The sequence below is a fragment of the Arthrobacter sp. PAMC 25486 genome (assembly GCF_000785535.1).
In the GTDB taxonomy this organism is placed as follows: domain Bacteria; phylum Actinomycetota; class Actinomycetes; order Actinomycetales; family Micrococcaceae; genus Specibacter.
Window position 1 is genome coordinate 959,203 of sequence record NZ_CP007595.1, and the last position, 26,472, is coordinate 985,674.

Sequence of the window (26,472 nt, forward strand, 5' to 3'; positions counted from 1 at the left end):
TCTCTATCCTGCCATGTTCTGTTCGTAGGGATTTCGCCGCGGAACACCAATTGCGTCGCACATCACATTGATGACGTCTCCCAGTTGCTCTGTGTCGAGGCGCCCGAATCCTGCGGCGGCCGTGAACAGCCTGACTTGTTCCACACCTTGGTATAAAAGCATTTCAATCCCGGCCACGACCGTGCCGCCGGCCTGCTCCCACGCGAGACCCAGCTCACTCGGCCACGGGTCATAGGCCACATCCAGCAGCAGCGCCCCGGCAACCGCCGGCCCGGTGCGCAGGAATTCCTTCGCCAAACCGTCCGCACCGTGCGGGGGCAGGGTGGAGATGACAACGTCGTAGCCGGCCAGTCTCTGTGCCGCCTGGTCAAAGGATTCAAGGTCGACGGCGGTCCCCAGTTTCTGTGCCACGTCGAGGGTCCCAGCGGCCTTCTGCGGGTTGCGCACATACAGGTCGATCGCGGCGGCGTCCAGGTGGGCCAGTGCGGCAATAGCGGAGACCGCCGTGCCGCCGCCGCCGAGGATGGCTGCGCGCGGGCGCTCGCCCACGCCGGCATGGCGCAGGGAGTTCACGATCCCCGGCACGTCAGTGTTGTCCCCCACAAGGTGAGTGCGTCCGGCGTCGTCCGTGGTGCACACAATGGTGTTCACGGCACCCAGGGCGGCGGCCACGGGGGTGAGCTCGTCGACGAGGTCAACGGCGGCGTTCTTCAGCGGCATGGTGACGGACAGGCCGTACCAATTGCCGTCCGTGCGGACCCGGGCCACGAGGGCGGCCAGGGCTGGGATTTGGACGTCGATGGCTTGGTAGGGCAGCTCGGCACCGAGGACGGCGTAGGCGGCATTGTGCATGGCGGGTGATTTGGAGTGTCCGATGGGATGCCCCAAAACCGCGCCCTGGAGAGGCTGTTTCACTTATTCGCACTTCCCCTGGTTCGCATCGCACCAGGCAACGTACTTGGCGACGTTGGCCTGGTGTTCGGCAAAGGTGGCCGCGTAGAGCGTCTCGCCGGTGTCCAGGTCGATGGTCACCCAGAAGTAATACGGGTTGGCCTCGGGATGTGCGGCCGCCTCAATCGCCTTGCTGCCGGGAGAGCCGATGGGGCCCACGGGCAGGCCTGGGTTGGCGAAGGTGTTGTAGGGGTTGGACTTGTCGGCCTTTTGCTCGGCCGTGATGTTGTAGGTCTTGATGCCGAGCCCATACGCTACGGTGGCATCGGATTCCAGCCGGCCGCCGGTTTCGGCATTCGGCTTGTTGATGCGGTTCTCGATGGCGCCGGAGATCATGGCGTAGTTGGCCTCGTTGCCTTCAAACTCGATGATGCTGGCAACGGTTAGGATCCGGTACTGCTCACTCGGGTCGGTAACACCGGTGTTGATCAGTGAAGTCTTCGTGGCCGTGACAAGTTCCTCAAGAACACTCTTCGCATCGATGTCGATGGAGAAGCGGTACTCCCCCGGTGCCAGGTAGCCTTCAAGGTTCTTTGCCTGGGGAGGCAGGTCAAACAAGGCCGGCTGGTTGGCCAATTCCTCAAATTGGGAAACAGGCAGGCCCGTGCTGTTGGCCAGCACCTGCAGGGTTTCGCCGATGCGCAGGTTTTGTGCCACGGCGGCGTAATGGACCTTGTTGCCGTCAACTGCCAGCAGTACGGACACGACATCGGAGGCCTTCATCTGGTGCCGCATTTCAAAGGTGCCCGGCTGCAGCGACGCTGCGCCTTCAGCATCATTAAGGGCATTCAGGAACGCTTGCTCGCTGGCAACAATGTCTTCAGATTTCAACTCGCTGGCGATGGAGCGCCCGGTGGCGCCGTCAGGGACAACGAAGGCCACTGTTCCCGTGCCGGGGCCCGGGTAGTCGGGGGTCTCAAAGCCGCCGAGCATGGGCTTGACCGCTTGGAAGGCAAAGTATACGACCGCCGCAAAGAGCAGCACGATGACCAAGAAGACCAGGCTGCGCCGGCGTTTGCGCACACGTTTTGACACGCGGCTGTTGCGACGTGAGGGCAGGGGTTCGGCGTAATCGACCTCATAGTCGCCGTGTTCTTCCTGGTGAATCTCCTCGTACTGGTGCTCCCCGTTGTGCGTGTCCGCGTCGTGTGCCGCAGCCGCCAGCTCATCCTGTGGTGCCTCATAAGTGGGCTCCTCGTAGAGGGGCGCCTCATAGTCCGGTGCCACGTAGTGGGGCACGTTGGCGTGGCTGTCCTGGTCGAAGGGCTGCCCGTGGGGCGCATCGTCCGGGTGGGCAGGGTGGGCCGCATCGTCCGGGTGGGCCCAGGCGGTGCCAGGGACGTCGTCGGTCGCGGGGGCGGGCGCGTGGCCGTTAACGTGCTTGCTCATGATGCCGGAGTCGTTTCTTCAGGCACGCCAATTTGCGTAGAAATGGTGGAAACCTCTTCGTTTTGCGCTAATCCGTCAGTCCCCACAACATCCGGCGTACGTGGGCGCACAAGTTGGCCAGCATTGGCGTTGCGCGCTTTTTGCATGTCGATGGCGTGCTGCAATATCTCAACAGCTGCCACTTGATCTACTACTTTACGGTGTTCCCTGCTGTCCAGGCCAGCTTTGTGCAGTGCCTGGTGGGCGCTGACGGTGGTGAGCCGTTCGTCGATCAGGCGCACCGGAACATCGAGCCCGGCCTCCTGCAACAGCGCGACGAGTGTCGTGGCATAGCTGCGGGCCATTTGGGCGGATGCTTTTTCCTCACCCTTCATGGTCCGCGGCAGGCCGACAAAAATCTGCACGGCTTCCCGGGCGGCCGCTTCCTTGACCACGACTTTGATGTCGCTGTTCCGCTTGGTATCACGGCTGAGCGTCTTGACCGGCGTGGCCAGGATGCCGTTGGGGTCGCAAGAGGCCAAACCGACGCGGACCATGCCAACGTCAACACCCAATTTGACCCCTTGCGGGAAGCTTTGCTCCGTCACGAAAACCCTAGGGCCGGTTCTTTACGGCGTCACTGACGGCTGCCAGCGCCGCACCGACAGCGTTGGCGTCCGAGCCGCCGCCCTGGGCCATGTCGGGTTTGCCGCCGCCGCCGCCACCCAGGATGCCCGAGGCCAGCTTGACCAGGTTTCCGGCCTTGATGCCAGCCGCGCGTGCAGCCTCGTTCGTGACAATCAGGATGATGGGGCGGGCGTTGCTCACACCGGCAACGGCAATGGTCGACGGCGCCGAGCCAAGCCGGTCGCGCAGGTCGAGCGCCAGCCCGCGCAGGTCATCTGCACTGCTGACCTCGCCGGCGTCGTGGGCGATGACACGCACCCCGTTGGCGTCGATGGCGGTACCAACCAGGGTGCCCGCAGCGGCGCTGAGCTGCTCCTTGCGCAGGCGCTCCAGTTCCTTCTCGGCGTTCTTGAGCTTGGCCAGGGTGGCTGCCACACGCTCCTGCAAGAGGTTCGAGGGCACCTTGAGCATGTCTGTCAACGAGCTGACGAGTGCACGCTCGGCGGCCAGGTGACGGAACGCGTCCATTCCGACGAACGCCTCGACGCGGCGGTTTCCTGACCCCACGGACTGTTCACCCAGCAGGGTGAGGGAGCCGATGCGGGAGGTGCTGTCCACGTGGGTGCCGCCGCAGAGCTCACGCGACCAGGCGCCGTCGATCTCCACAACCCGGACCTCGGCACCGTAGTTTTCGCCGAACAGTGCCATGGCGCCGAGCGCCTTGGCGGCGTCCAGGTCCATGACCTTCGTGTCCACGCGGTAGTTGTTGCGGATGGCGATGTTGGCCACCTCTTCAATTTCCGAACGGGTGGCGGTGCTCAGGCCCTCACCCCAGGCGAAGTCGAACCGCAGGTACCCGGCCTTGTTATAGGAGCCACGCTGGAGCGCTTCCGGGCCGAGGATCTGGTGCAGGGCTGCATGCACAATGTGTGTGCCGGTGTGCGCCTGCTCGGCGGCGTGGCGGCGTTCACGGTCGACGGCGGCGCGCACCACGGCGTCCGCGGCCAGTTCGCCTTCGCGCACGATGGCCTTGTGGACGCTCAGTCCCTTGATGGGCCGCTGCACGTCCAGGACCTCGACGACGAAGCCGTCGCCGGTGATCAGACCGGTGTCTGCTGCCTGGCCGCCTGCCTCGGCGTAGAACGGGGTTGCATCAAGGACGAGGGAAATTTCATCGCCGGTGGAGGCGTGTGCCACGGCGGCACCGTTAGAGAGGATGGAGCGCACCCGGCCCTGTCCCTCCAGCTCGGTGTAGCCGGTGAAGACGGTTTCTCCCTGGGCCAGCAGCTCGTGGAAAACGCTGAGGTCTGCGTGGCCGCTCTTCTTGGCCTTGGCGTCCTTCTGGGCGCGTTGGCGTTGTTCAAGCATGAGGGCTCGGAAGCCCGCCTCGTCAACGGCAAGGCCCGCCTCGCCCGCCATTTCCAGCGTCAGGTCAATGGGGAAGCCGTAGGTGTCATGCAGGGCGAACGCTTCCTCACCTGACAGTGAGGTGTTGGCTGCCTTGGATTCCTTCACAGCCTCTTCCAGGCGGGCGGTCCCGCTGGCAATGGTGCGCAGGAACGACTTCTCTTCGGCGTAGGCGATGCGGGAAATCCTGGCGAAGTCGGTCTCAACCTCGGGGTAGGCGCCCTTCATGGCGTCACGGGACACCGGCAGGAGGTCCGGGAGCACGGCGGTTTCCACGCCCAACAGGCGCATGGCGCGCACTGCGCGTCGGATGAGGCGGCGCAGCACGTAGCCGCGGCCCTCGTTGGACGGGGACACGCCGTCGGAAATCAACATCAGCGAGGAGCGGATGTGGTCGGCGACAACACGCATGCGCACATCGTCAACGTGGTGCGGATCGGCAGGGTCCTCGGTGGAGGTGTACTTCTTCCCTGACAGTTCGGCGGCCTTGTCCAGGACGGGGCGGACCTGGTCGGTCTCGTACATGTTCTCCACACCCTGGAGAATCATGGCCAGGCGTTCCAGTCCGAGGCCCGTGTCAATGTTCTTGTTGGGCAGTTCACCAACAACGTCAAAATCAACCTTGGAGCGCACATTGTCAATCTGGTACTGCATGAACACGAGGTTCCAGATTTCAATGTAGCGGGTTTCATCGGCGATCGGGCCGCCGTCAATGCCGTATTCGGCGCCGCGGTCGTAGAAAATTTCCGAGCAGGGGCCGGCGGGGCCGGGTTGGCCGGTGGACCAGTAGTTGTCTTCCTTGCCGATGCGCTGGATGCGCTCCACCGGGACACCCACCTCATCGCGCCAGATGGCCAGGGCCTCGTCGTCTTCCTCGTACACCGTGACCCACAGCCGATCGGCTGGGAGCCCGTAGCCGCCGTCGTCTATGGAACTGGTGAGCAGTTCCCAAGCGTAGGGGATGGCGGTTTCCTTGAAGTAGTCGCCGAAGGAGAAGTTGCCGCACATCTGGAAGAACGTGCCGTGGCGGACGGTCTTGCCGACCTCGTCGATATCGCCGGTGCGAATGCATTTTTGCACGCTGGTGGCGCGTTTGAAGGGTGGGACTTCACGGGCGGTCAGGTACGGGATGAACGGGACCATGCCGGCGACCGTGAACAGCAGGGACGGGTCGGAGGACACCAGGGAGGCCGAAGGCACGGGGGTGTGTTGCTTACTGGCGAAAAATTCTACCCAGCGGCGTGCGATGTCGTGAGATTTCATTAGCCTGGTGGCTCCTTCAATAGTTCCTGCCAGCAAGAACCCTTGTTCCTGCCTGCTGCTTGTGCGCCTTAGCGGCGTGGGGTGGTTGTGCCCTGGTCAACACCAAGGGCCAGCCGCAAATCTGTTTCGCGCTCATTCATGTTCTCACGCAGCGCGTCGGCAAAGTCGTGGACGGCATCGGTGACCCTGCCTACGGCACGGTTCAGTCCTTCGGGGCCAATGGCGCCTTGTGCCGCCGCAATTTTACGGGCAGCCAGGACGCCGATCGTGATGCCCACGCCGAGCCAAAAGATCTTCTTCATCAATTTTATCCTTTGAGTGGCTTCTTTTAGCGGCTGTGCCTGGAACGGCCGGGCTTGCCGCGACCGGCAAAGGCCTGGCGTACACCATAGGAAAAGGCCGACACCTTGATCAGGGGTTGGCCTATGGTGGCGGCAATTAGCGAGGACAGGGCTGAAATGTTGGCGGTGGCGTCCGAGACGTTGTTGGAAATGCCATCCACCTTGCCCAGCTGCGTATTGGTCGTGGCCACGGTGTTGGTGACTTCCTCAATGAGCGGGGTGGTGCCGTCACCAATCTGTTTGATGGTGGTGCGGATTTCGTCAAAAACCTTGCCAAGTTTGAAGATCGGCACGGCCAGCAATGCCACCAGGATGGCAAAGACTCCTGCCGCAATCAATCCTGCAATGTCGCCACCACTCATGAGTGTGCCGCCTCAATTCCTTGCTCGATTCCGTACGTTTCTCCCAAAGTACCTTACCCACAATCTGGGGCGGCTTTGGCTACAAAACAGCCCGCGGCGCGTGCCGCGGGCTGTTTTGTGTTTCGAGCTCTACGTGTTTGAGGGCCCTACTTCGCGCTGATCCTTAGGGATTAGCGTGAGTAGAATTCAACAACCAGCTGCTCTTCACAGGTTACGGGAACCTCGGCACGCTTCGGACGGCGAACCAGGCGGGCCTGCAGGCTCTCCAGCTTCACGTCCAAGTAAGCCGGGACGGCGGGGAGCACGTCGCGGTGGGCGCCGGCTGCAGCAAGCTGCAACGGAGCCATGGTCTGGCTGCGCGTGTGCACGTGGATCAGCTGACCCTCGGCAACGCGGAACGACGGGCGGTCCACGCGGGCGCCGTCAACCATGATGTGGCGGTGCACAACCAGCTGGCGGGCCTGGGCGGTGGTGCGGGCGAAGCCTGCACGCAGAACCAAGGCATCCAAACGGGTTTCAAGGATCTCAACCAGGTTCTCACCGGTCATGCCCTTGGTGTGCTTGGCTTCTTCGAAGGCACGGGTCATCTGTGCTTCGCGGATGCCGTACTGGGCGCGCAGACGCTGCTTTTCGCGCAAGCGTACCGCGTAGTCGCTGTCCTGCTTCTTGCGGGCACGGCCATGCTCACCGGGGCCGTACGGTCGGCGCTCCAGGTACTTGGCGGCCTTCGGAGTCAGGGCAATGCCGAGGGACCGCGAAAGGCGGGCCTGCCGGCGGGCACGTGTGTTGTTAGCCACTTGTGTCCTTCCAATATGTGCAATAAATGTGGTCTCTGGCCTCCATTATGGAGAGTTAGGGCTATTGCAACCCATCGCTGCAGCACCTGGGCATGGACAACAAATCCTTGAAAGCACTGGGAAACACGCGGCCAAACCGCGCGAACCGTACTTGGATGTTGTGCATGGAGCCAGAGCTTGCCAGTGCGCCATCAACTCTACCATCTCCCTCCCACACTGGGACGCACTTGTTGCCCTGCCTTGAGCACTGTCTTGAGCACTGTCTTGACCGAGGAAGGCGCTGTCCGGCGCATCAAGTGCGTCACAGATGTCGGTCGGTTGCGAGTGGCTCGGGCCACGCACCCGAGAGCCCCGCTGCCAAGAACGAGCAGCGGGGCGTGGGGAACGACGGCGCGTCCCGTCCGCCGCAGTCGCCCCACCCAGGGTGCCGATCTCCGCGACTGCACCGTCCGAGAATCCGCGACCCGTGAGCTATGGCGACTCTGGCACCCGGAAGCCGCCATATCTCACGGGTCGCGGCGTCCGGCCGGCCCCCAAACAGCCGTATCTCACGGGTCACGGCCGGAGTGGATGCCTGCGTGCCGAAACATGCAGGAACCGGCCGGACGGCGAACGTGCGGAAACGTAACAACGGGGAATCCGCGATAACGGCGCATATGTTTGGCGTGTTTCGCGGGTCGGCCCCGTTTTCGGCACCCGGAGGCCTGCTATTTCACCGGACCGGTGCCGCGGATGATCTCCCGCAGCCGGGTGAGCCTGGGCCCGAGGTCGCGTTCATGCCCGTTCACCGTCGGGGTGTAGTAATTTTTGCCCACCAGGTCATCCGGCGGATATTGCTGGACGGCGATGGAGTGCGGGGCGTCGTGGGCGTAAATGTAGCCCTTGCCATGGCCCAATCCGGCAGAACCCGCATAGTGGGCATCTCGCAGGGGCGCCGGTACCATGGTCCCCTTGCCCGCCCGCACATCGGCGATCGCGGCGTTGATGCCGTTGTAGGCGGCGTTTGATTTCGGCGCCGTGGCCACGTGCACCACTGCCTCAGCCAGAATAATCCGGGCTTCGGGCATGCCGATCAACGCAACAGCCTGGGCTGCTGCAACGGCTGTTTGCAAGGCGGTGGGGTCGGCCATGCCGACATCCTCGGCGGCGGAAATCATGATGCGCCGGCTGATGAAGCGCGGGTCCTCCCCCGCCTCCAGCATGCGGGCCAGATAGTGCAGGGCGGCGTCAACGTCGGAGCCACGCACGGACTTGATGAACGCACTGATGATGTCGTAGTGCTGGTCGCCCGCCCTGTCGTAGCGGACGGCGGCGGCGTCGATGGCGCGTTCGGCTATGGCCAGGTCGATGACGACCGGATCATCGGCACCCACGTCCGTTGCCGGGACTTCCGACAGGGCAACACCGGCAGCCGCCTCGAGGGTGGTCAGCCCACGGCGGGCGTCGCCAGCGGCAAGACGGACCAGGTGGTCCATGGCCTCGTCTGTCAGCGAGACGAGCCCGTCGAGGCCGCGCTGGTCCTCGACGGCACGTTCCAGCAGGTCCTGGATGTCGGCATTCGTCAGCGGCTGCAGGGTTAACAGTATGGAGCGCGACAGTAGCGGCGCCACGACGGAAAATGACGGGTTTTCGGTGGTCGCGGCAATCAGCACCACCCAGCGGTTCTCCACACCCGGCAGCAGCGCATCCTGTTGAGCCTTGTTGAAGCGGTGGATCTCATCGAGGAACAGCACCGTGGTGCGCCCGTGCAGGTCCCGGTCGGTCAGCGCCTGGTCCATGACCCGGCGCACGTCCTTCACGCCTGCCGTGATGGCCGAAAGCTCCACAAACTTCCGCCCCGGACCGCGCGCAATCACATGTGCCAGGGTGGTCTTGCCGGTGCCGGGAGGCCCCCACAGCATGACGGAGGCCGGCCCGGCTGCTCCCCCGGCACTGCCACCGGCGGCCAGCATCTGCAGCGGCGAACCGGGCCCCAGCAGGTGTTGCTGGCCCACCACTTCCTCCAGCGTGCGCGGGCGCATGCGCACGGCGAGCGGGCTGCGCGGGCGCGAACCCTCCGCCGTCGACCCACCAAAGGAGAGGGTGCCGCCGTCGTCCGCGTCGTCGTCGCCGTCAAGGGCGCTAAAAAGGTCACTCACCCCCCTAGGCTATCGCCACCTGCCGACATCCTCCGCCCGCTAGGCTGGCAGCGTGAACCCCTCCAGCCGCACCACCCTTGTCCCCGCCGCCCGCCTCACAGGCTGGGTGGACCGTTTCGTCGCCTCCCACCGCGGCCTGGCGTCCACCACTGACACGGACGACGGCGTGATGCTGGCCATGCGCGACGGCGCCACCGCGCTGCTCACCCCGCCATGGCCCGCCGACGGCAGGCCCGGCCGGGGTGCCGGGCTGGTGGAACGGCTGGCGGCCCTCGCAGCGCAGGAACGCCGCCTGGGCATTGTGCTGGTGCGCCGCGGCGGCTACGGGGTGGGTGTAGCGGTGGCGGGAAAGTTGCTGGCCAGCAAGGTGGGGACCGCGTCTTCGCGGTCCCGCGGCGGAGATTCGGGCGCGGCGGTGGTGGAGCGGGCTGCGGCTGAAGCTGCCCGCATTTTCTCCGGGACCACATTCGAATATCTTGCCACCGGTGGCGACAGGCAGCTCATTGAATCAGTGCTGGCGGCGCCGGCGCTGCGGACAGTCGCGAACAGGCCGCGTCTTGCACCCCTAGCCGTGACGGATCCGAAAATGGCCGTGCTCGAGAAGGCTGCCGCGGACTTCTGTGCCGTGCGTGTGCAGATCACAGACGCCTGATCTTCACCCCACTTCCAGACGCCGCAGCATCTTCTGGGGTGTTTTGGCCAACGCCGCAGCACTGATGTGCTGCGGCGTTGGGGGTTTAAGCCCGGAAGGTGCTGCCGCGTTTGTGGTGGGTGGCGGTCAGCAGGCGCCCACGGCGGCCTGCCGGTAGTGGTACCGGCCTGCCTCGGTGAAACCCGCGGCCGCATACAGCGCCTGCGCCCCCGTGTTCGCGGCCGTCACCATGAGCCACAGGCCTGACACACCGGCCACCGACGCCTGCCGCTGCAGTTCCGCCAGCACGGCAGCCGCCACACCCTGACGCCGGAAGTCCGGATGGGTGGCCATGGCGTACAGGCCGCCCCGGCCGTCCACAATTGTGAGCCTGCCGGTGCCCACCACGTCCCCGGCCTCGTTGCGGGCAGATGCGTAAAGCGAATCCGCGCCGGACAGGATGCGCCGGGCAACAACCTTCTCCTCCGCGCCTCCCCTGCCATCGACGCGCCACCACAAATCCAGCCACTCGTCCGAGGGTTCCGTGTCCACGGTGACCGCAATTCCCGCCGGCGGCACCCATTCGGCAGGTGGAACGGCGGCCGTCATGATGATGGTTTCGGACTGCCCCGAGTAGCCCCGGGTGTCCAGAAAGGCTTCCAGTGAGGCATTCTCGGGCCGGTGCGTGAGCTGGAAGATGACGGGCTGGCGCCGCGCTGCATACCAATTTTCCGCCTCCCGCAACGCCATGGCTGCGTCGCTGCGTTCAGAAACGGGCCAGATCGAGTTGGCCCGCTGGGTGACCCCGCTGGCCGACCGCAGGACCCAGCCATCCGCCGTCGAACTTTCCAAGGCGGGCCAGGCACGGTCCATGAGCAGTTCAATGCTGTCCAGGGCGGCGCTGCGGGCTACAGGCGCCGTGATGGGGCCAGGGGAAGCTGCCTCTGGCGTCTGCATTCACCAATCGTAATCGGGTGCCCTGCGGGCCGTGCACTGGGCGAATTCCATGCTGTTCCCGGTCGGCGGACAGGTCTACAGTGGCACTCAGGAGCCGGAAATGCAGCCACCGGCTGCTGTCGGCATGACCCGAAGGCAGGGTGGTTTTGATGACCTGGTTGAACGTGTCAAGTGTTGAGGGCCTCATGGAGGCTGTGGCATCCGGAACGAGCCACATCGAGGTGGTGGGGACACTGCGGGGCATGCCCTCGCTGACGCTGCCACCCGGCACGGCACTGCGCGGCGGCACCCTCAGCTTCGGAGCCAAGGGCCTGCGCCTGACCAGCGACAACTCGCTGTCCAACATCACCGTCACCACCGCCTCCCACGAAGCCGCCATCTTGAACGACACCACCGTGGCAGGACTGGGCACGCTGTCCCTGCACAATGTCACCGCCACAGGCCAAATCTTCCTCACCGCCGACGGCAGCGTGCGCTCCGGGCGGATAGAGGCCGACGGCGTCCACGTCACCGCAGCCGACACCCGCGGCCGTTTCCACCGGCCCACCGGCTTCGGCGTTGAGGCCCTGCAGGGCGCCTTCACCGTATGGAACCGCCAGGTGGATCCGGCTGTCAGGCTCACCGCCCGGCTGGAACACATCTCCGCCGGAAGCGCCGCCGAGCCCGTCCACGGCGGCGGCGTGTTTGTTGGCGGGCACGGCGACACTGCCGGGATGGCGGACGGCGGGAGCATCGACGTTGAACTTCTCAGCACGGTGGATGTGTTCTCCAACGGCGGCATCGCCCCGGGCACCCCCGATTTGATCAGCGGCGGCGTGTTTGTCATCAGCGGCGCGAATGTGGCGGAGGTGCGCAACCTGGGCACCACCACCACGTATGGGCAGAACGACATGGTGCTGGACAACTGGGGCGCCGTCACCGCCTGGAATGTCCACGGTGCGGTCACGTCGTGGGGTCCCAGCGGCATCGGCTTCGTGAACTTCGGCAGCATCGGCACGCTCACCGTGGACGCACCGGTGGAGACGTTCGGCCTGGGTGCACGCGGCTTCAACGTCTACGACGGCTCGCTCCAGGAGGCGGTGTTCGAGTCCATCACCACGCACGGCGACGGCTCGGTGGGCGTGCAGGTCAGCCGGGAGCTGCCGGCACTGACCATCCGCGGCGACCTCCGCACGGAAGGCGGCACCGGCGAGTCCCTGGTCAAGGGTGTGCTGGTGCAGCTCTCCGCCATTGCGCTCAGCGTCAAGTCCGGCGGGCGCATCGGCACCGCCAGCATTGGCGGGGATGTGAGGACTGAGGGCGCGGCCGTGCCGGCCATGGAACTGGAAGGCACGTTGGATGCCATCACCGTGGGCGGCGTGGTCACGGCGGCGGGAGGGGTGTCCGACGTCGTCCGTTTCGATCCCGGCCTGGCCCCGGTCTTGGCGGGACTCACCATCGAGGGCCGCTGAGGCGGCTGCCGCACCACCGGCCGGGCCCGCGGAAACTGTGTGGGCATGCGAAAGGCCGGCCTCCCAGACGGGAGACCGGCCTTTTCAGCGGGTGCTACTTGCTGTCAGCCTCAGGCTTGGCTTCGGGCTTGAAGTCCACGCCGGCTTCCTTGCGCTGCTGCGCGGTGATCGGGGCGGGCGCCTGGGTCAGCGGGTCGTAGCCGCCGCCGGACTTCGGGAAGGCGATGACGTCGCGGATGGAGTCAACACCTGCCAGCAGGGACACGGCACGGTCCCAGCCGATGGCGATTCCGCCGTGCGGCGGGGCGCCATACTTGAAGCCTTCGAGCAGGAAACCGAACTTCTCCTGGGCTTCCTCACGGGACAGGCCCATGACCTCGAAGACGCGTTCCTGCACGTCGCTGCGATGGATACGGATGGAGCCGCCACCAATTTCGTTGCCGTTGCACACGATGTCGTAGGCGTAGGCCAGGGCGCTTTCCGGGTCGGTGTCGAACGTGTCCATGAACTCGGGCTTGGGCGAGGTGAACGCGTGGTGCACGGCCGTCCACGCTCCGGCGCCAACAGCCACGTCGCCGGAGGCAACGGCAGCGGAGGCGGGCTCGAACATGGGCGCGTCAACGATCCACACGAAAGCCCAGTCGGCCGGGTCGATCAGGCCGGTGCGGTGGCCGATCTCAACACGGGCTGCACCCAGCAGGGCGCGCGACGGCGCAACCTCGCCGGCTGCGAAGAAGATGGCGTCGCCGGGCTTGGCGCCCACGGCGTCGGCCAGGCCGGCACGCTCGGCGTCCGTCAGGTTCTTGGCAACCGGACCGGTCAGCTCGCCTTCGTCCTTAACCAGCACGTAGGCAAGGCCCTTCGCGCCGCGCTGCTTGGCCCATTCCTGCCAGGCGTCGAGCTGGCGGCGGGGCTGTGAGGCACCGCCGGGCATGACCACTGCACCCACGTAAGGTGCCTTGAACACGCCGAATTCGGTGTCCTTGAAGAACTCCGTCATCTCGGTCAGTTCCAAACCGAAGCGCAGGTCCGGCTTGTCGGAGCCGAAGCGGGCCATGGCGTCCCGGTATGTCATGCGACGGATGGGCAGCGGGATCTCAACATCGATCAGCTTCCACAGTTCCGAGACAATCTTCTCGCCCAGGGCGATGATGTCGTCCTGGTCAACGAAGGAAGCCTCAATGTCCAGCTGCGTGAATTCCGGCTGGCGATCCGCACGGAAGTCCTCATCGCGGTAGCAGCGCGCGATCTGGTAGTACTTCTCAAAGCCACCCACCTGCAGGAGCTGCTTGAACAGCTGCGGCGACTGCGGCAGCGCGTACCAGGAACCCGGGGCCAGGCGTGCCGGGACAACAAAGTCGCGGGCGCCTTCCGGGGTGGAACGCGTCAGCGTGGGCGTCTCGATCTCGGTGTAGCCCTGCTCGTGCAACAGGTTGCGGGCCACACGGTTCGCCTCGGAGCGCAGGCGCAGGTTGCGCTGCATGCCGGGGCGGCGCAGGTCCAGGTAGCGGTGCTTCAGGCGCGCTTCCTCACCGACTTCCACATGCTCATCCACCTGGAAGGGCAGGGGCGCTGCTTCATTAAGCACGACGACGTCATCGGCCATGACCTCGATCTCACCTGTGGCGAGGGCCGGGTTTTCGTTGCCTTCGGGGCGGCGGGACACCGTTCCGGTGATCTGCAGGACGAACTCGTTACGCAGTGCGTGGAAGATTTCTTCCTCGCGCACCACAATCTGCGACACGCCCGAGGCGTCACGCAGGTCAAGGAAAGCAACGCCGCCATGGTCGCGGCGGCGGGCAACCCAGCCCGAGAGGGTGACGGTTTGGCCAATGTGTTCGGCCCGCAGGGAGCCCAGGTCATGTGTGCGCAGCACAGCATTCCTTTCAATGGTGGTGTTCGGCCCGGTCCGGGCCGAAAAAGTGTTTGTCTAGAAGTTTACCGGTGATTCGTACAGACGCTCGCGCCGCTTGCGCGGCGATTCCCGAGCCTACGCCTTCATGATTTGGGGGCTCAGGTCTGCAACCGGGGGCATCCAGGTGGCAGGGTCGGCCGTGACCTGGTCTCCGGAGCGGATGTCCTTGACCTGGTGGGCACCGTCCTCGTCGGTAAACCACACGTAGGGGATGCCGCGCTTGTCGGCGTACTTGATCTGCTTGCCGAACTTGTCAGCCTTCGCGGCAACCTCGGTGGCAATGCCGCGGGCACGCAGCGCTGCTGCCACGTCTTGGGCCTCGGACCAGCTGTCCTCGTCGGCGAGCGTCACCAGCACGGCGGTGGGGACGGCACGTGAGGCCTTGGCAAATTCCTGGCTCAGGATGCGTGCCACCAGGCGGGTCACACCAATGGACAGCCCGACGCCGGGGAACTTGCGGTTGCCCTTGGACGCAAGTGCGTCGTAGCGCCCGCCGGAGCAGATGGAGCCCAGCTGCTCGTGGCCTACCAGGACTGTTTCGTAAACAGTCCCCGTGTAGTAGTCCAGGCCGCGGGCGATCGAAAGATCGGCCACTACCGAGCCGGGTGCGCTCTTCACGGCTGCGGCGATGACCTGTTCAAGCTCGTTCAGGCCTTCTTCCATGAGCTCATCGGTGACGCCCAGGGCGCGCACCTGCTCCACGAAGGAGGTGTCCTCGGTGCGGATGGAGGCCAGGGCCAGGGCCTTGGCGGCCTGCTCGTCGGTGGCGCCAAGCTCAGTCTTGAGCAGCTCCGCAACCTTCTCGGCCCCGATCTTTTCCAGCTTGTCGATGCTGCGCAGCACCCCGGCCGTGTCAGTGAGGCCGATGCCGCGGTAGAAGCCCTCGGCGAGCTTGCGGTTGTTGATGCGCAACTTGAAGGCCGGAATCGGCAGGGCGGAGAGCGCCTCGGCAATCACCAGCGCAAGTTCCACGTCGTAGCGGAACGGCAGTACGCCGTCGCCCACAACATCAATGTCAGCCTGGGTGAACTCGCGGGCACGGCCCTCCTGGGGACGCTCCCCGCGCCACACCTTCTGGATCTGGTAGCGCCGAAACGGGAAGGAAAGGTAGCCGGCATTTTCCACCACATAGCGGGCAAAGGGCACCGTCAGGTCAAAGTGGAGGGCCAGTGCATTGGGGTCGTCCTTGGCGGCGGTGGCGGCGTTTCCGTCGTCGTCCTGCAGGCGGGAGAGACCGTACACTTCCTTGTCAATCTCACCCTTGCGGAGCAGGTGGCCCACGGTTTCCACCGCACGGGTCTCAATGGAGCTGAAGCCGTGCAGTTCAAAGGTGCGCCGCAGCGTATCCAGCACATGCTGCTCCACCAGCCGCTCCTCGGGAAGCCACTCGGGAAAACCGGACAAGGAGGCGTTGCGTGCCATGGGTGATGCTCTCCTAACATGCACCAGATCCGTGAGGGGACTCCGGTGCGGCGGGGCGGGTAAACGTAATGGTGCACGGTATTACGGTTCATGATCCCCGTTGTGGGGGCAACTCATGGGTAAACTGGCACCGGCTGCCATTTTATAAGGTTTGGCCGCGCACCCCTAACCCGCCCGCCCGGCAACGCCGCGGCAGATGTACATACCGCTCAATTGAAGGAGAGGCACAGTTGGCTAACAGCAACAAGTCCAGCCGCGAAGCAAAGGCACGCGTCGCACGCATGGAGGCCAACCAGACGATGCACCAAGATCAGGTGCAGCGCCGCAAGCGCGACAACCGGCTCTCCCTCATCGCCATTCTGGCCGCGGTCGCCATCGCGACGGTGCTGGCACTGACAGTGTTCTCCCCCCAGGACGACAACGCGGCCGCACCGGAGCCCTCCGCAACTGACACCGCAACTCCTGCGCCCGAGGGCACCAACAGCCCCACCGTGCCAAATGCCGACACCGCCAAGGGCAAGACGTTCTCCGGAACCCTGACTCTCAACGGCAAGCCCCTGGGCGTGCAGCTGGATGGCACCAAGGCGCCCCAGGCCGCCGCCGTATTCAAGTCCCTCGCTGACGAGGGCTTCATGACGGGCAAGACCTGCCACCGACTGACCAACTCCCCCAACTTTGGCGTGCTGCAGTGCGGCTCGCTCAAGGGCAACGGCGACGGCGATCCCACGTACCAGTGGGGCCCGGTGGAGAACACTCCGGCCGACGGGGTGTACCCGGCCGGCACCATCGCCGTGGCCCGCGGCAACAGTACCTACGCCAACGGCACACAGTTCTTCATCACCTATGAGGACACCAATCTGCCGCAGGGCGACGGCGGATACAGCATTGTTGGAAAGGTCACCAGCGGCCTCGACGTGGTGAGCGCCATTGCCAAGGGCGGGATCGAGGGCGGCACCACGGACGGTGCACCCAAGACCAAGGTGACGATAGACTCGTTGCAGCTCAAATAATTTTTCACCCGGCCTACTTCGCCGCGGGCAGCATGCCCGCAGCGTGGTGTGCACCATCGCGATCCTGGCCAGATTGTTGCAGCACCCACCAATTTCCATCTACGCGAAAGACTTTTAGCGGTGACACACAGTCAAGAATCCGACGAAACACTTGCCTCAACTACGCCAGCAGCTCCTGCCCCTGAGAACGCGACTGCAGCAGAGAACGCACCCGAGACGGTGAGCGAGGCTCCGGCAGAAGGCACGACGGCGGCAACTCCCGTCCCGGGCCCATCAGCCGTCCCAGCTCCCTCACCTTCCCCGGCAGCACCGTCGCCGGCCGCGTTTGCGGCCCGGCCCAAGGCCCCTGCGGCAGCACCGGTCGCTGCCCCCGCGGCACCGGTGGCTCCCGCCGTCGACCTCGCCGAGGCAGCCAAGTTTGGCCGCGCCGAAGAGGACGGCCATGTCTTCCTGCTCCTGGACGGCGAAGAGTTCCCCGTGGGACAGTACCCGGGCGCCAGCAAGGATGAGGCGCTGAGCTACTTTGTGCGCAAGTTTGATGACATCCTCGCCCAGGTGACCCTGCTCGAGCAGCGCGTTGAGGCCAAGGCCCCCACGACCGACATGAACAAGACCGTTGCGCACCTGCGTGAGCAGCTGGGTGAGCGCACCTCAGTTGGCGATGTCAACGCCGCCCTTGCCCGCCTGTCCGCCCTTGAGGAGAACATCAAGGCACTGGGTGCCGCTGAGCGTGCCTCGCACGACGCCGCGCGCAGCGTTGAGCTGGCGGCGCGTGAAGCAATCGTTGCCGAAGCGGAGACCATTGCCGCAGGCGATCCCACCACCATCCAGTGGAAGGTGAGCAGCGCCCGCATGAACGAGCTCTTTGAGTTCTGGAAGCAGGCCCAGAAGTCGGGCATGCGCCTGGGTCGCGCCACGGAAGAAGGCCTGTGGAAGCGTTTCCGCAGCGCCCGCACCGTGTTTGACCGTCACCGTCGTGCATACTTCTCCCAGCTGGACAACAACAACGCTGTGGCCAAGACTGCCAAGGAGTCCTTGATCGAGGCTGCCGAAGAATTGGCTGCCTCCACCGAGTGGGGCTGGGCTGCCGGGGAATACCGCCGCCTGATGGATCAGTGGAAGAGCTCCCCGCGCGCCAGCCGCAAGGATGACGACGCCCTGTGGGCCCGTTTCCGCGGCGCCCAGGACAAGTTCTTTGCTGCCCGCCAGCTCGCCAACGACGCCCTGGATGAGGAGTTCGGCGCCAACTTGCTCGTCAAGGAAGCCCTGATCACCGAGGCCGAGGCGCTGCTGCCCATCAAGGACCTCAACGCCACCAAGAAGGCGTTGCAGTCCATCCGGGACCGGTGGGAAGAAGCCGGCAAGGTGCCCCGCAACGACATGCAGCGTGTTGAGGCGGGCCTGCGCAAGGTTGAGGAAGCTGTTCGCGCAGCCGACGAGGACAACTGGCGCCGCAGCGACCCCGAAGCCAAGGCACGCACCAGCAGCGCCCTGAACCAGCTGGAAGCGACCATCGCCGGCTTGAAGGACGACCTGGCCAAGGCCGAGAAGGCCGGGGACGCCCGCAAGGTTGCCAAGGCCACCGAGGCACTGGCTGCCCGCGAGCTGTGGCTGGAGCAGATTCAGAAGGCTGCGGCTGACTTCTCCTAGTCCCCACTCGCCGGCCCGCCAAATCGCTGACGCGATTTGGCGGGCACCTGGCAAGCGTGGCCCCACCCACGCCCTCCCAATTTCGGGATCGCTGGCGAGCCGGAAATTGGGGCCCTCGGGCGCGTGGGCCCCAAGTATTTAACGTATTCATAAGGCCTCCGGGCCGGGTTGTCCACAATCCGGCCTGGAGGCCTTTTGCTTTGCCCCGGTTGGGGTCAGAGTGAAGGCATGACCAACGCAACCTTTCCACCCGCTGCCATACTCGTTCCCGGCGAGCAGTTCATCCTCGCCGAATTGCATGCCATGAAGCTCGACGGGGTACTCGCCGCCGTGATTGGCGAGGCCTTCCGCTCCACCACCCAGGAGGAGACGCCGGGCCACCGTGCAGCCGCACTGGTGCACCACATTCCTGCGGCAATGGCCCCGCGCGCTGTTCTGGGCCAGCTCAGCGCCGCCTGGGTTTATGGCTGCGCTCCCCCGCCCACGGTGATTGCCTTGTTGCAGAACCATGAGGGCAAGAGTGCTTCGCTGCCGCCCTTTAGCGGGTGCACGCTGCGCCAGGTTTACCTTTCCCCGCAAGAAGTTCTGAGCATTGGCGGGGTGCTCGTCACGAGTCCGCTGCGTACGGCACTGGACGTGGCCAGAACCGCACCCGAGGCCTTGGCCCGGGCGGTTTTGGAGGCCTTGAGCCGGGAGTCAGCCTTTCGGTGTTCGCTGGGGCGCATCAGACAGGCACTGCAGGCCGCCACCCATGTTCCGGGCAAGCTCAGGGGACTGGACCTGGTGCAGGGCATGATCGACGCGGATGCGCTACGTTCCTGATTCAGTGGTCCAGGCCGGCCTGTGCGGACCCGCTCCTTGTGGGGCTAGCTTGCACGGGGCAGGCCTGGGTGGTCCTGGACCTTCCGGGCTAGGCGCGGCGATGGCTGCCGGTGGAGCGGTAGACGTCAAAGACGCCGTCGATGCGCCGCACCGAGTTCAACACGTGGTCCAGGTACTGGGGGTCGCCCATTTCAAAGGCGAATTTGGACACCGCAACCCGGTCCCGGGACGTGTGGACGCTGGCGGCCAGAATGTTCACGTGGCTTTCAGAGAGCACCCGGGTGACGTCCGAGAGGAGGTTTTTGCGGTCCAGCGCCTCCACCTGGATCTCCACCAGGAACACGCCCGACTGGGTGGGTGCCCAATCAACGTCAACGAGCTTGTCCGGCTCATTCTTCAGGTGTGCCAGGTTGGGACAGTCCTGGCGGTGTACCGAAATGCCCGATCCCTTGGTGACGAAGCCGGCGATGGGATCCGGTGGCACGGGGGTGCAGCATCGTGCGAGCTTGACGAGCACATCGCCCACGCCGTGGACGACGACGCCGGAGTCGGAAATCCTGGGGCGGGTGTTTGAGACATGCGTGTCAATGGGTGTCGGGGCGTCTTCAATGTCATCGTGCGGGCCCAGCACGTCCCGCAGGCGTTCAACCACCGACTGGGCTGAGGCGTGCCCGTCCCCCACTGCGGCGTAGAGACCGGCAATGTCGACGTAGTGGAAGTGTTCGGTGACGGCCAGCAGCGCGTCGTGGGTCATCATCTTCTGCAACGGCAGGTTTTGCTTGCGCATGGCCTTCGTCAGCAGGTCCTTGCCCTTGTCGATGGACTCGTCCCGGCGTTCCTTCGTGAACCACTGGCGGATCTTGTTCCGGGCCCTGGCGCTCTTGACGAAGTTCTGCCAGTCCTGGCTGGGGCCGGCGCCTTCGGCCTTGTTGGTGAAAATCTCCACGGTGTCGCCGTGGGCCAGTTCGCTGTTGAGTGGCACCAGCTTGCCGTTGACCCGGGCGCCAATGGTCCGGTTGCCGACCTCGGTGTGCACAGAGTAGGCAAAGTCGACGGGTGTTGAGCCTTCAGGCAGGGCGATGACCTGCCCCATGGGAGTGTAGACGTACACTTCCTTGGAATTCATTTCATAGCGCAGGGATTCCAGGAACTCGTTGGGATCGCTGGTCTCCTGCTGCCAGTCCACCAGCGTGCGCAGCCAGTTCATGTCCTCCTCGACACTGACCGGGGCCTTGTTTCCTGTCTTGTATTTCCAGTGCGCTGCCACGCCGTATTCGGCACGCTGGTGCATTTCCAGGGTCCGGATCTGGATCTCGACGAGTTTGCCGCCGGGGCCCACCACCGTGGTGTGCAGCGACTGGTACATGTTGAACTTCGGCAGGGCAATGTAGTCCTTGAAGCGCCCAACGAGCGGGCTCCACAGGGCGTGGATCTGCCCCAGCGCCGCATAGCAGTCCCCCACCGTGTCAACGAGGACGCGGACGCCGATGAGGTCGTTGATGTCGTCAAAGTCCTTGTTGCGCACCACCATCTTTTGGTAGATGGAGTAGTAGTGCTTGGGCCGGCCGGTGACATCCGCCTTGAGTTTGGAGACGCGCAGCATCTCAACAATCTCGCGCCGGATGATGCTCAGCTGCTTTTCCCGTTCCGGGGAGCGGTCCTGCACCATGCGCACAATTTCCTCGTACACCTTGGGATACAGCGCGGCGAAGGAGAGCTCTTCCAGCTCCCACTTCATGGCATTCATGCCCAGCCGGTGCGCCAGGGGTGCAAAAATGTCCAGGGTTTCCCGGGCCTTCTTGCCTGAGGACTCGGCCGAGACAAACCGCCAGGTGCGTGCGTTGTGCAGCCTGTCGGCCAGTTTGATCACCAGGACGCGGATGTCCTTGGCCATGGCGATGACCATTTTACGCACGGTCTCGGCCTGGGCCGCGGCACCGAATTCAACCTTGTCCAGCTTCGTCACGCCGTCCACGAGCATGGTGATTTCAGTGCCGAAGTCCCGTTCCAATTCGGCCAGGGTGTACGGGGTGTCTTCCACCGTGTCATGGAGCAGTGCTGCGGCCAGGGTGCTGCCGGTCATGCCCATTTCGGCCAGGATCGTGGCGACGGCAACCGGGTGGGTGATGTAGGGGTCGCCGCTCTTGCGCTTTTGGCCCTCATGGTACTTTTCGGCCACCGTGAAGGCTCGCTGAATCAGCTCGAAGTCTTCTTTGGGGTTTCTGGCCCGCACGATCCGCAGCAGTGGTTCGAGAATGGGTGAGTAGCTTTCGGTGGACCAGCCGGTCAGACGGGCCAGACGGGAACGGGTGCGTTCTCGGCGTCCGGGAAACGTTGGGCGCGGCTCCGCCGGGCGGGCCGCATTGTTGCCAGCCGCCGTCGGGCTGGCATTTCCGGTCATAATTTCATGCGAGGGCGATTCATCGTTCAACGCATTACCTCCCTCACGCACTTGCTCACCATGCGCCCCCGCTGAGGGGCATTAATCCAGTCTAAGGTGCGTTTGAAGCATTTTTGACCAAAAGAAAGCCGGGGTTGGCTGCTTGGCATCCAACCCCGGCTTTCTCCCCACTGCTGTGGGGCCCCGCGCTGTGGCGGGCCAAGTACGTGAAGCTGCTATCCGGCGTCGACCATTTCATTGGCACGGCGCTGGGCGACCTTTTTGGCCTGCTTGACCAGCTCCGGCTCGTGCTCACGCAGCCAGGCGTACAGCGGCGCGGCGACGAAAATGGTGGAGAAGGTGCTCACGATGATGCCGATGAACAGGGCCAGGGAGAGGTCACGCAGGGTGCCGGCACCGAGCAGGAGCGCGCCGATGAACAGGATGGAGCCCACCGGGAGGACGGCGACCATCATGGTGTTGATGGAGCGGACCAAGGTCTGGTTGACGGCCAGGTTCACCTCCTCGGCGAACGTTCTTCGCACGGATTTGTCGATGTCGGTGGTGTTTTCGCGGATCTTGTCGAACACCACCACCGTGTCATAGAGCGAATAACTCAGGATGGTCAGGAAGCCGATGATGGCCGACGGGGTGACCTCAAATCCGGACGCACCGTAGATGCCGGCCGTCACGACCATGACCACGAGCAGGCCGACGATGGCCGCGATCGACATGCGCCAGGTGCGGAAGTACAGCGCCATCAGCACCGTGGCGAGCAGGACGAACACGAGGAAGCCGATGACGGCCTGGCGCGAGACGTCCTGGCCCCAGGTGGGCCCCACGAACGTGGAGGTAATGTGGTCCTCGGTCACGCCGTAAGCGGTCTTCAGCGCATCCTTGACCTTCAATGTCTGGTCGTCGCTGAGCTTGTCGGTCTGAACCTGCATGGTGTTGCTGGCGATGTTCGTGACAACAGCCGCCGTACCGGGCGCAGCCTCCTCCACAGCCTTTTGGCCCGTGGCGACATCCGTGTGGGACACCTCTGAGATGGTGAACTGTGAGCCGCCGCGGAACTCAATGCCGAAGTTGAATCCGCCGCTGAGGACGGGGAGCAGGATGGACAGCAGCACGGCGACGCCGGCAATGCTGAACCAGATCTTGCGCATGCCAATGAACTCGTAGGACCGTTCACCGGTGTACAGCTCGTTGCCGAATGTGGCGAAGCTCTTCATTAGTTGCTCTCCTTGGAGTCGTCACTGGACTCGGACTTGGCGGCTGCGGCGCTTCTGCCGCCGGTGCCTGCCATTTCCTTTTCCTTCGCGGCCAGCCGGCGCTCGGCAATGGTCTGGCGGCGTTCGGCTTCCCCTGCGGCACGGGTGTTCTTGCCCGTGGCAACCTGGAGGGTTTCCTCCGGGGTGCGGAAACGTCCCGCGCCGCGGTACAACGGGATGGCACCGAGCTGCTTCGGGTCCAGTCCGGAGAAGTGGTGGCCCTCGCCAAAGAACTTGGTGCGTGCCAGCACCTGCAGCGTGGGGTGGGTGAACATGAAGACGACGATGAGGTCGGCCACGGCGGTCAGGCCAAGCGTAAACGCGAAGCCCTTGACGCTGCCCACGGACACAAAGTACAGCACCAGGGAGGCCAGGATGTTCACTGCCTTGGATGCCAGGATGGTGCGCTTGGCACGGGCCCAGCCGTTTTCCACGGCGGCCACGAGGCCGCGACCATCACGGAGTTCATCCCTGACACGTTCAAAGTAGACGATGAACGAGTCGGCGGTTTGGCCGATGGCCACAATGATGCCCGCCACACCGGCAAGGGAGAGTCGGTAGTTTTCAGCCCAGCCCAGCAGGATGATGGCCAGGTAGGTCAGTACACCGGCAATGACGAGAGACAGGATCGTGACAAAGCCCAACGCGCGGTACTGGAACAGCGAGTAGATGACCACCAGGCCGAGACCGATCAGGCCCGCCAGGATACCCATTTCCAGTTGCTGTAAACCGAGTGTTGCGGAAATTTGGACTTCGCTCTGGATCTCAAAACTGATGGGCAGGGAACCAAACTTCAGCTGGTCGGCCAGCGCCTTCGCGCTGGCTTCTGTGAAGTTGCCTGTGATGGAGGACTGGCCGTCGGTGATGACTGCCTGTGACCTGGGGGCTGAAACCACACTGTCGTCAAGGACGATGGCGAACTGCGCCTGCGGGTCGTTCTGGTTGACCTGGTATTTGGCGTACAGGCGCTGAGTGACTTCCTTGAATGCCTGCGCACCTTCCGGCTTCTCCAGGGTCAGGTTCACCGACCATACGTTGGTCGTGGCGCCTTGCGCCCCGGACTGCAGGCCGTAGGAGGCGTCCTTGATCCACTTGCCGGGGATTTCCACCGGGCCGAGGATGTATTTGATGCCCAAATCAGGTTCACAGCTGACCAGCGGCTTGTCCGGATCCGAGGTGGTGGGACGCTCCGTCAGCGGCTTGATGCAGCTGGTGGCCTCAAATTCCTTCATCACTGCAGCATCAACCCAGTTCGGATCGCTGGCATTGACGGGGGCAGCGGTGGGAACCGGCAGCTTGTCCTCAGGCGTGCGGTCGGCTTCCGGCACAGCGCCGGACGGCACCTGGGTGGCCGCAATGACGGGGCGGAAGTTCATGTTGGCCGAGGCCTTGATGAGGTTGCGCTCTTCGTCGCTGGGCTTGCCAGGCATGCTCACAACAACGTTCTTACCGCCCTCCGTGGAGATCTGCGCTTCGGAAACACCCGAGCCGTCCACACGCTGGCGAATAATGGACACGGCCTGGTCCAACTGTTCGGCCGTGATGGACCCGGCACCTTCAACCTTGGGCGCCAGAATCATCTGGGTGCCGCCCTCAAGGTCCAGGCCCAGTTTTGGCGCCCAAGACGCAGCACCGGCAAGGACACCGCCACCTACCGCCAGGGTGCATGCAATGATGATCGCCGCAAGCCACAGCAGGGTTCTGCGGGCTGTTGACGTCGGACCAGTTCGTGCCATCAAGGGATCCTTCTATTAATCACAGGTTGTGAACATGGCAATGCTGCTGCGCCAGCAAACCAACGGCACAGCAGCTGCCAACCCGGATAAGGCTAGTTGTCTTTGTTGTTTTCGTTCTTCAGGCGCTCCAGGGATTCCTCAACGGATTCCCCTTCCGGGCCGCGCTTTTCCAAGCCGATGGTCAGCGAGGAAGCATCATCGGGCACGATGGCTTCTTCGGCATCCTGGGGCTCAATGATCTTGGCCACCGTCTGGCGGTGCACGGTTGCCGTGACGCCGGGGGAGATTTCCAGGACGATCTTGTTCTCGTCCTCGTCGATGGAGAGGACCTTGCCGAAGAGGCCGAAGTTCGTCATCATCTCAACGCCGGGTGCCAGCTTGGAACGCTGTTCCTGCTGAGCAGCCTTGGCCTTCTTCTGCTTGCGAAGCATCATGAAGATGAGCAGGCCGAACATGGCGAACAGGAGGAGGTTCATGGGGCTCATGAATCCTGCGGCCTGCGGGGCGTCGGCGGCCAAAATACTGCTGAAAGACACAGCTGGAGTTCCATTCGTTTGAGTAATTGGTGGCGACCAGGCACACGAGCAGACGTGCTGGACGTCATACCAGTGTAGTGGGTAAAGCTGGGCGTGCGATGGGAATCGGCGCTGAAGTAGCCAAAATGGTCCTCAACGGTACATTTTTTCCCGTGATTTGCGCCCGAGCGGGTGGCAAGCCTGCACCAATTCCGCCCAGATGTGAGTTCGCGCCCTCCCGGTGGGGTGAATCCCCACCCTGGGAGGGCGCGAACTCACATCTGGGCGGAAGGGCAGTGGGTGCTAGCTGTCCAGCTCATCCCCGACCATGGGCAGCATGGCCGCGGCAACGGCATTTCCGGGCATCTTCAGGCCCAGGTGTGCCCATGCAGCGGGCAGCGCGATGCGTCCGCGCGGGGTCCGTCCCAGCAGGCCTTCGCGGACGAGGAAGGGCTCGGCCACGGTTTCCACCGTTTCCGGTTCCTCGCCCACGGCGATGGCCAGCGTGGACAGGCCGACGGGGCCGCCATTGAACTTCTTGACGAGGGCTTCCAGCACAGACCGGTCCAGCCGGTCAAGGCCGCGGACGTCCACCTCATACATGTCAAGGGCCGCGGAGGCCGTGCGGGCATCGATGGTTTCCACCCCGTGAACCAGCGCCCAGTCCCGGACACGGCGCAGCAGCCGGTTGGCGATGCGCGGGGTCCCCCGGGAGCGGCCGGCAATTTCGGCAAATCCGGCACTGGTCAGCTTCAAATCGAGCATTCCGGCGGAGCGCCGCAGCACGAGTTCCAGTTCGGCCACCGAGTAGAACTCCAGGTGCCCGGTGAAGCCGAAGCGGTCGCGCAGCGGTCCCGGCAGCAGGCCGGCACGCGTGGTGGCACCAACTAGCGTGAAGGAGGGCAGTTCCAGTGGAATGGCGGTGGCACCGGCGCCCTTGCCCACGATGATGTCCACGCGGAAGTCTTCCATGGCCATGTACAGCATTTCCTCGGCCGGCCTGGACATGCGGTGGATTTCATCCAGGAACAGCACCTCACCCTCCGAAAGGGAGGAAAGGATGGCGGCGAGGTCGCCCGCGTGCTGGATGGCGGGCCCGGAGCTGATGCGCAGCGGCGCATTCATTTCTGCCGCCACGATCATGGCCAGCGTGGTTTTGCCGAGCCCCGGCGGACCCGACATGAGCACGTGGTCGGCGCTGCGGCCGCGGATCTTTGAGGCGGCCAGCACCAGGGCCAATTGTTTACGGACCCGCTCCTGCCCAACAAAGTCGTCGAGGTTCTTAGGTCGCAGGGCAGCTTCGAGCTCCCGCTCCTCCGGCTCGGCAACGGGCGCTGCCAACTCGCTGGCGTCCCTGCGGCCATTGGTGCCGGCACCGCCTGTTGAACCGCTCGCGGAGCCGTTTGATCCGCCGATGCTGAGCTGCCCGGGCAGCAGGGGAATTGAGTCATCCATTCC

Annotated in this window: 21 protein-coding genes; 5 read left to right on the forward strand and 16 right to left on the reverse strand. The window is 64.4% G+C overall.

All coding sequences use genetic code 11. The features are described from left to right. Window positions 1-3 precede the first annotated feature (3 nt). The 8 genes from art_RS04490 to art_RS04525 form a co-directional block, all read right to left on the reverse strand. Complete coding sequence (locus art_RS04490) at window positions 4-915, reverse strand: shikimate dehydrogenase (protein WP_038462728.1); 912 nt, start codon at window positions 913-915, stop codon at window positions 4-6. Continuing rightward, window positions 916-2,340, reverse strand: coding sequence for an endolytic transglycosylase MltG (gene mltG / locus art_RS04495; protein WP_082000100.1), 1,425 nt, complete (start codon window positions 2,338-2,340; stop codon window positions 916-918). Beyond that, a complete protein-coding gene (gene ruvX, locus art_RS04500; protein WP_052135998.1) occupies window positions 2,337-2,927 on the reverse strand; it encodes a Holliday junction resolvase RuvX in 591 nt (196 codons plus the stop codon). The genes mltG and ruvX overlap by 4 nt, the downstream gene beginning before the upstream one ends. Before the next feature lie 7 nt (window positions 2,928-2,934). Continuing rightward, entirely contained in the window at window positions 2,935-5,616 is a 2,682-nt protein-coding gene (alaS, locus tag art_RS04505; RefSeq protein WP_038462730.1) for an alanine--tRNA ligase, read from the reverse strand. A 68-nt stretch (window positions 5,617-5,684) separates the two neighbouring features. After that, the gene (locus tag art_RS04510) at window positions 5,685-5,918 is read right to left on the reverse strand and encodes a hypothetical protein (protein WP_038462732.1); all 234 of its coding nucleotides are present in this window, start codon (window positions 5,916-5,918) and stop codon (window positions 5,685-5,687) included. Between the two features lie 26 nt (window positions 5,919-5,944). Further along, window positions 5,945-6,319 carry a DUF948 domain-containing protein gene (locus art_RS04515; protein WP_038462734.1) on the reverse strand — a complete coding sequence of 125 codons (375 nt, stop codon included), beginning with the start codon at window positions 6,317-6,319 and terminating at the stop codon, window positions 5,945-5,947. Window positions 6,320-6,489: 170 nt separating this feature from the next. Beyond that, a complete protein-coding gene (gene rpsD, locus art_RS04520) occupies window positions 6,490-7,116 on the reverse strand; it encodes a 30S ribosomal protein S4 (protein WP_038462736.1) in 627 nt (208 codons plus the stop codon). 707 nt (window positions 7,117-7,823) lie between these two features. Further along, on the reverse strand, window positions 7,824-9,254 hold the full coding sequence (locus art_RS04525; protein WP_038462738.1) for a replication-associated recombination protein A: 1,431 nt from the start codon (window positions 9,252-9,254) through the stop codon (window positions 7,824-7,826). A gap of 52 nt (window positions 9,255-9,306) precedes the next feature. Here art_RS04525 and art_RS04530 point away from each other — a divergent pair, with 52 nt between their 5' ends. Continuing rightward, the gene (locus art_RS04530; protein ID WP_038462740.1) at window positions 9,307-9,906 is read left to right on the forward strand and encodes an acVLRF1 family peptidyl-tRNA hydrolase; all 600 of its coding nucleotides are present in this window, start codon (window positions 9,307-9,309) and stop codon (window positions 9,904-9,906) included. A gap of 126 nt (window positions 9,907-10,032) precedes the next feature. Here the strand turns inward: art_RS04530 and art_RS04535 are convergent, their stop codons facing one another. After that, on the reverse strand, window positions 10,033-10,842 hold the full coding sequence (locus art_RS04535) for an N-acetyltransferase (RefSeq protein ID WP_082000101.1): 810 nt from the start codon (window positions 10,840-10,842) through the stop codon (window positions 10,033-10,035). 149 nt (window positions 10,843-10,991) lie between these two features. On the opposite strand from art_RS04535, the gene art_RS04540 reads away from it, so the two are divergent. Next, window positions 10,992-12,293 carry a hypothetical protein gene (locus art_RS04540; protein WP_052135999.1) on the forward strand — a complete coding sequence of 434 codons (1,302 nt, stop codon included), beginning with the start codon at window positions 10,992-10,994 and terminating at the stop codon, window positions 12,291-12,293. Between the two features lie 94 nt (window positions 12,294-12,387). On the opposite strand, the gene aspS is transcribed toward art_RS04540, so the two are convergent. Beyond that, window positions 12,388-14,169: an aspartate--tRNA ligase gene (aspS, locus tag art_RS04545; protein ID WP_038462742.1), complete on the reverse strand. Its 1,782-nt coding sequence runs from the start codon at window positions 14,167-14,169 to the stop codon at window positions 12,388-12,390. A 114-nt stretch (window positions 14,170-14,283) separates the two neighbouring features. Continuing rightward, window positions 14,284-15,630 (reverse strand): histidine--tRNA ligase, encoded by a 1,347-nt coding sequence (gene hisS / locus art_RS04550; protein ID WP_038462745.1) that lies wholly within the window; start codon window positions 15,628-15,630, stop codon window positions 14,284-14,286. A gap of 230 nt (window positions 15,631-15,860) precedes the next feature. Here hisS and art_RS04555 point away from each other — a divergent pair, with 230 nt between their 5' ends. The 3 genes from art_RS04555 (at window position 15,861) to art_RS20810 (ending at window position 19,112) form a co-directional block, all read left to right on the forward strand. After that, window positions 15,861-16,640 (forward strand): peptidylprolyl isomerase, encoded by a 780-nt coding sequence (locus art_RS04555; RefSeq protein WP_038462747.1) that lies wholly within the window; start codon window positions 15,861-15,863, stop codon window positions 16,638-16,640. Window positions 16,641-16,760: 120 nt separating this feature from the next. Beyond that, a complete protein-coding gene (locus tag art_RS04560) occupies window positions 16,761-18,290 on the forward strand; it encodes a DUF349 domain-containing protein (RefSeq protein ID WP_038462750.1) in 1,530 nt (509 codons plus the stop codon). Between the two features lie 228 nt (window positions 18,291-18,518). Further along, a complete protein-coding gene (locus tag art_RS20810; protein WP_052136000.1) occupies window positions 18,519-19,112 on the forward strand; it encodes a hypothetical protein in 594 nt (197 codons plus the stop codon). Between the two features lie 88 nt (window positions 19,113-19,200). Here the strand turns inward: art_RS20810 and art_RS04570 are convergent, their stop codons facing one another. From art_RS04570 to ruvB, 5 genes are all read right to left on the reverse strand, one after another. Next, window positions 19,201-21,513, reverse strand: coding sequence for a bifunctional (p)ppGpp synthetase/guanosine-3',5'-bis(diphosphate) 3'-pyrophosphohydrolase (locus art_RS04570; protein ID WP_038462752.1), 2,313 nt, complete (start codon window positions 21,511-21,513; stop codon window positions 19,201-19,203). 215 nt (window positions 21,514-21,728) lie between these two features. Beyond that, window positions 21,729-22,724, reverse strand: coding sequence for a protein translocase subunit SecF (secF, locus tag art_RS04575; protein ID WP_038462755.1), 996 nt, complete (start codon window positions 22,722-22,724; stop codon window positions 21,729-21,731). Beyond that, a complete protein-coding gene (secD, locus tag art_RS04580; protein WP_038462757.1) occupies window positions 22,724-24,499 on the reverse strand; it encodes a protein translocase subunit SecD in 1,776 nt (591 codons plus the stop codon). The genes secF and secD overlap by 1 nt, the downstream gene beginning before the upstream one ends. Before the next feature lie 92 nt (window positions 24,500-24,591). After that, complete coding sequence (gene yajC, locus art_RS04585; RefSeq protein ID WP_367643761.1) at window positions 24,592-25,035, reverse strand: preprotein translocase subunit YajC; 444 nt, start codon at window positions 25,033-25,035, stop codon at window positions 24,592-24,594. A 282-nt stretch (window positions 25,036-25,317) separates the two neighbouring features. Further along, complete coding sequence (gene ruvB, locus art_RS04590) at window positions 25,318-26,469, reverse strand: Holliday junction branch migration DNA helicase RuvB (protein ID WP_253901474.1); 1,152 nt, start codon at window positions 26,467-26,469, stop codon at window positions 25,318-25,320. Window positions 26,470-26,472: the final 3 nt, after the last annotated feature.

Bases quoted from the DNA above. Each gene is read 5' to 3' on its own strand.
- mltG (WP_082000100.1), bottom strand. From the start codon at position 2,340: ATGAGCAAGCACGTTAACGGCCACGCGCCCGCCCCCGCGACCGACGAC.
- alaS (WP_038462730.1), bottom strand. From the start codon at position 5,616: ATGAAATCTCACGACATCGCACGCCGCTGGGTAGAATTTTTCGCCAGT.
- art_RS04510 (WP_038462732.1), bottom strand. From the start codon at position 5,918: ATGAAGAAGATCTTTTGGCTCGGCGTGGGCATCACGATCGGCGTCCTG.
- art_RS04515 (WP_038462734.1), bottom strand. From the start codon at position 6,319: ATGAGTGGTGGCGACATTGCAGGATTGATTGCGGCAGGAGTCTTTGCC.
- art_RS04535 (WP_082000101.1), bottom strand. From the start codon at position 10,842: ATGCAGACGCCAGAGGCAGCTTCCCCTGGCCCCATCACGGCGCCTGTA.
- art_RS04540 (WP_052135999.1), top strand. From the start codon at position 10,992: ATGACCTGGTTGAACGTGTCAAGTGTTGAGGGCCTCATGGAGGCTGTG.
- hisS (WP_038462745.1), bottom strand. From the start codon at position 15,630: ATGGCACGCAACGCCTCCTTGTCCGGTTTTCCCGAGTGGCTTCCCGAG.
- art_RS20810 (WP_052136000.1), top strand. From the start codon at position 18,519: ATGACCAACGCAACCTTTCCACCCGCTGCCATACTCGTTCCCGGCGAG.
- art_RS04570 (WP_038462752.1), bottom strand. From the start codon at position 21,513: ATGACCGGAAATGCCAGCCCGACGGCGGCTGGCAACAATGCGGCCCGC.
- secF (WP_038462755.1), bottom strand. From the start codon at position 22,724: ATGAAGAGCTTCGCCACATTCGGCAACGAGCTGTACACCGGTGAACGG.
- secD (WP_038462757.1), bottom strand. From the start codon at position 24,499: ATGGCACGAACTGGTCCGACGTCAACAGCCCGCAGAACCCTGCTGTGG.
- ruvB (WP_253901474.1), bottom strand. From the start codon at position 26,469: ATGGATGACTCAATTCCCCTGCTGCCCGGGCAGCTCAGCATCGGCGGA.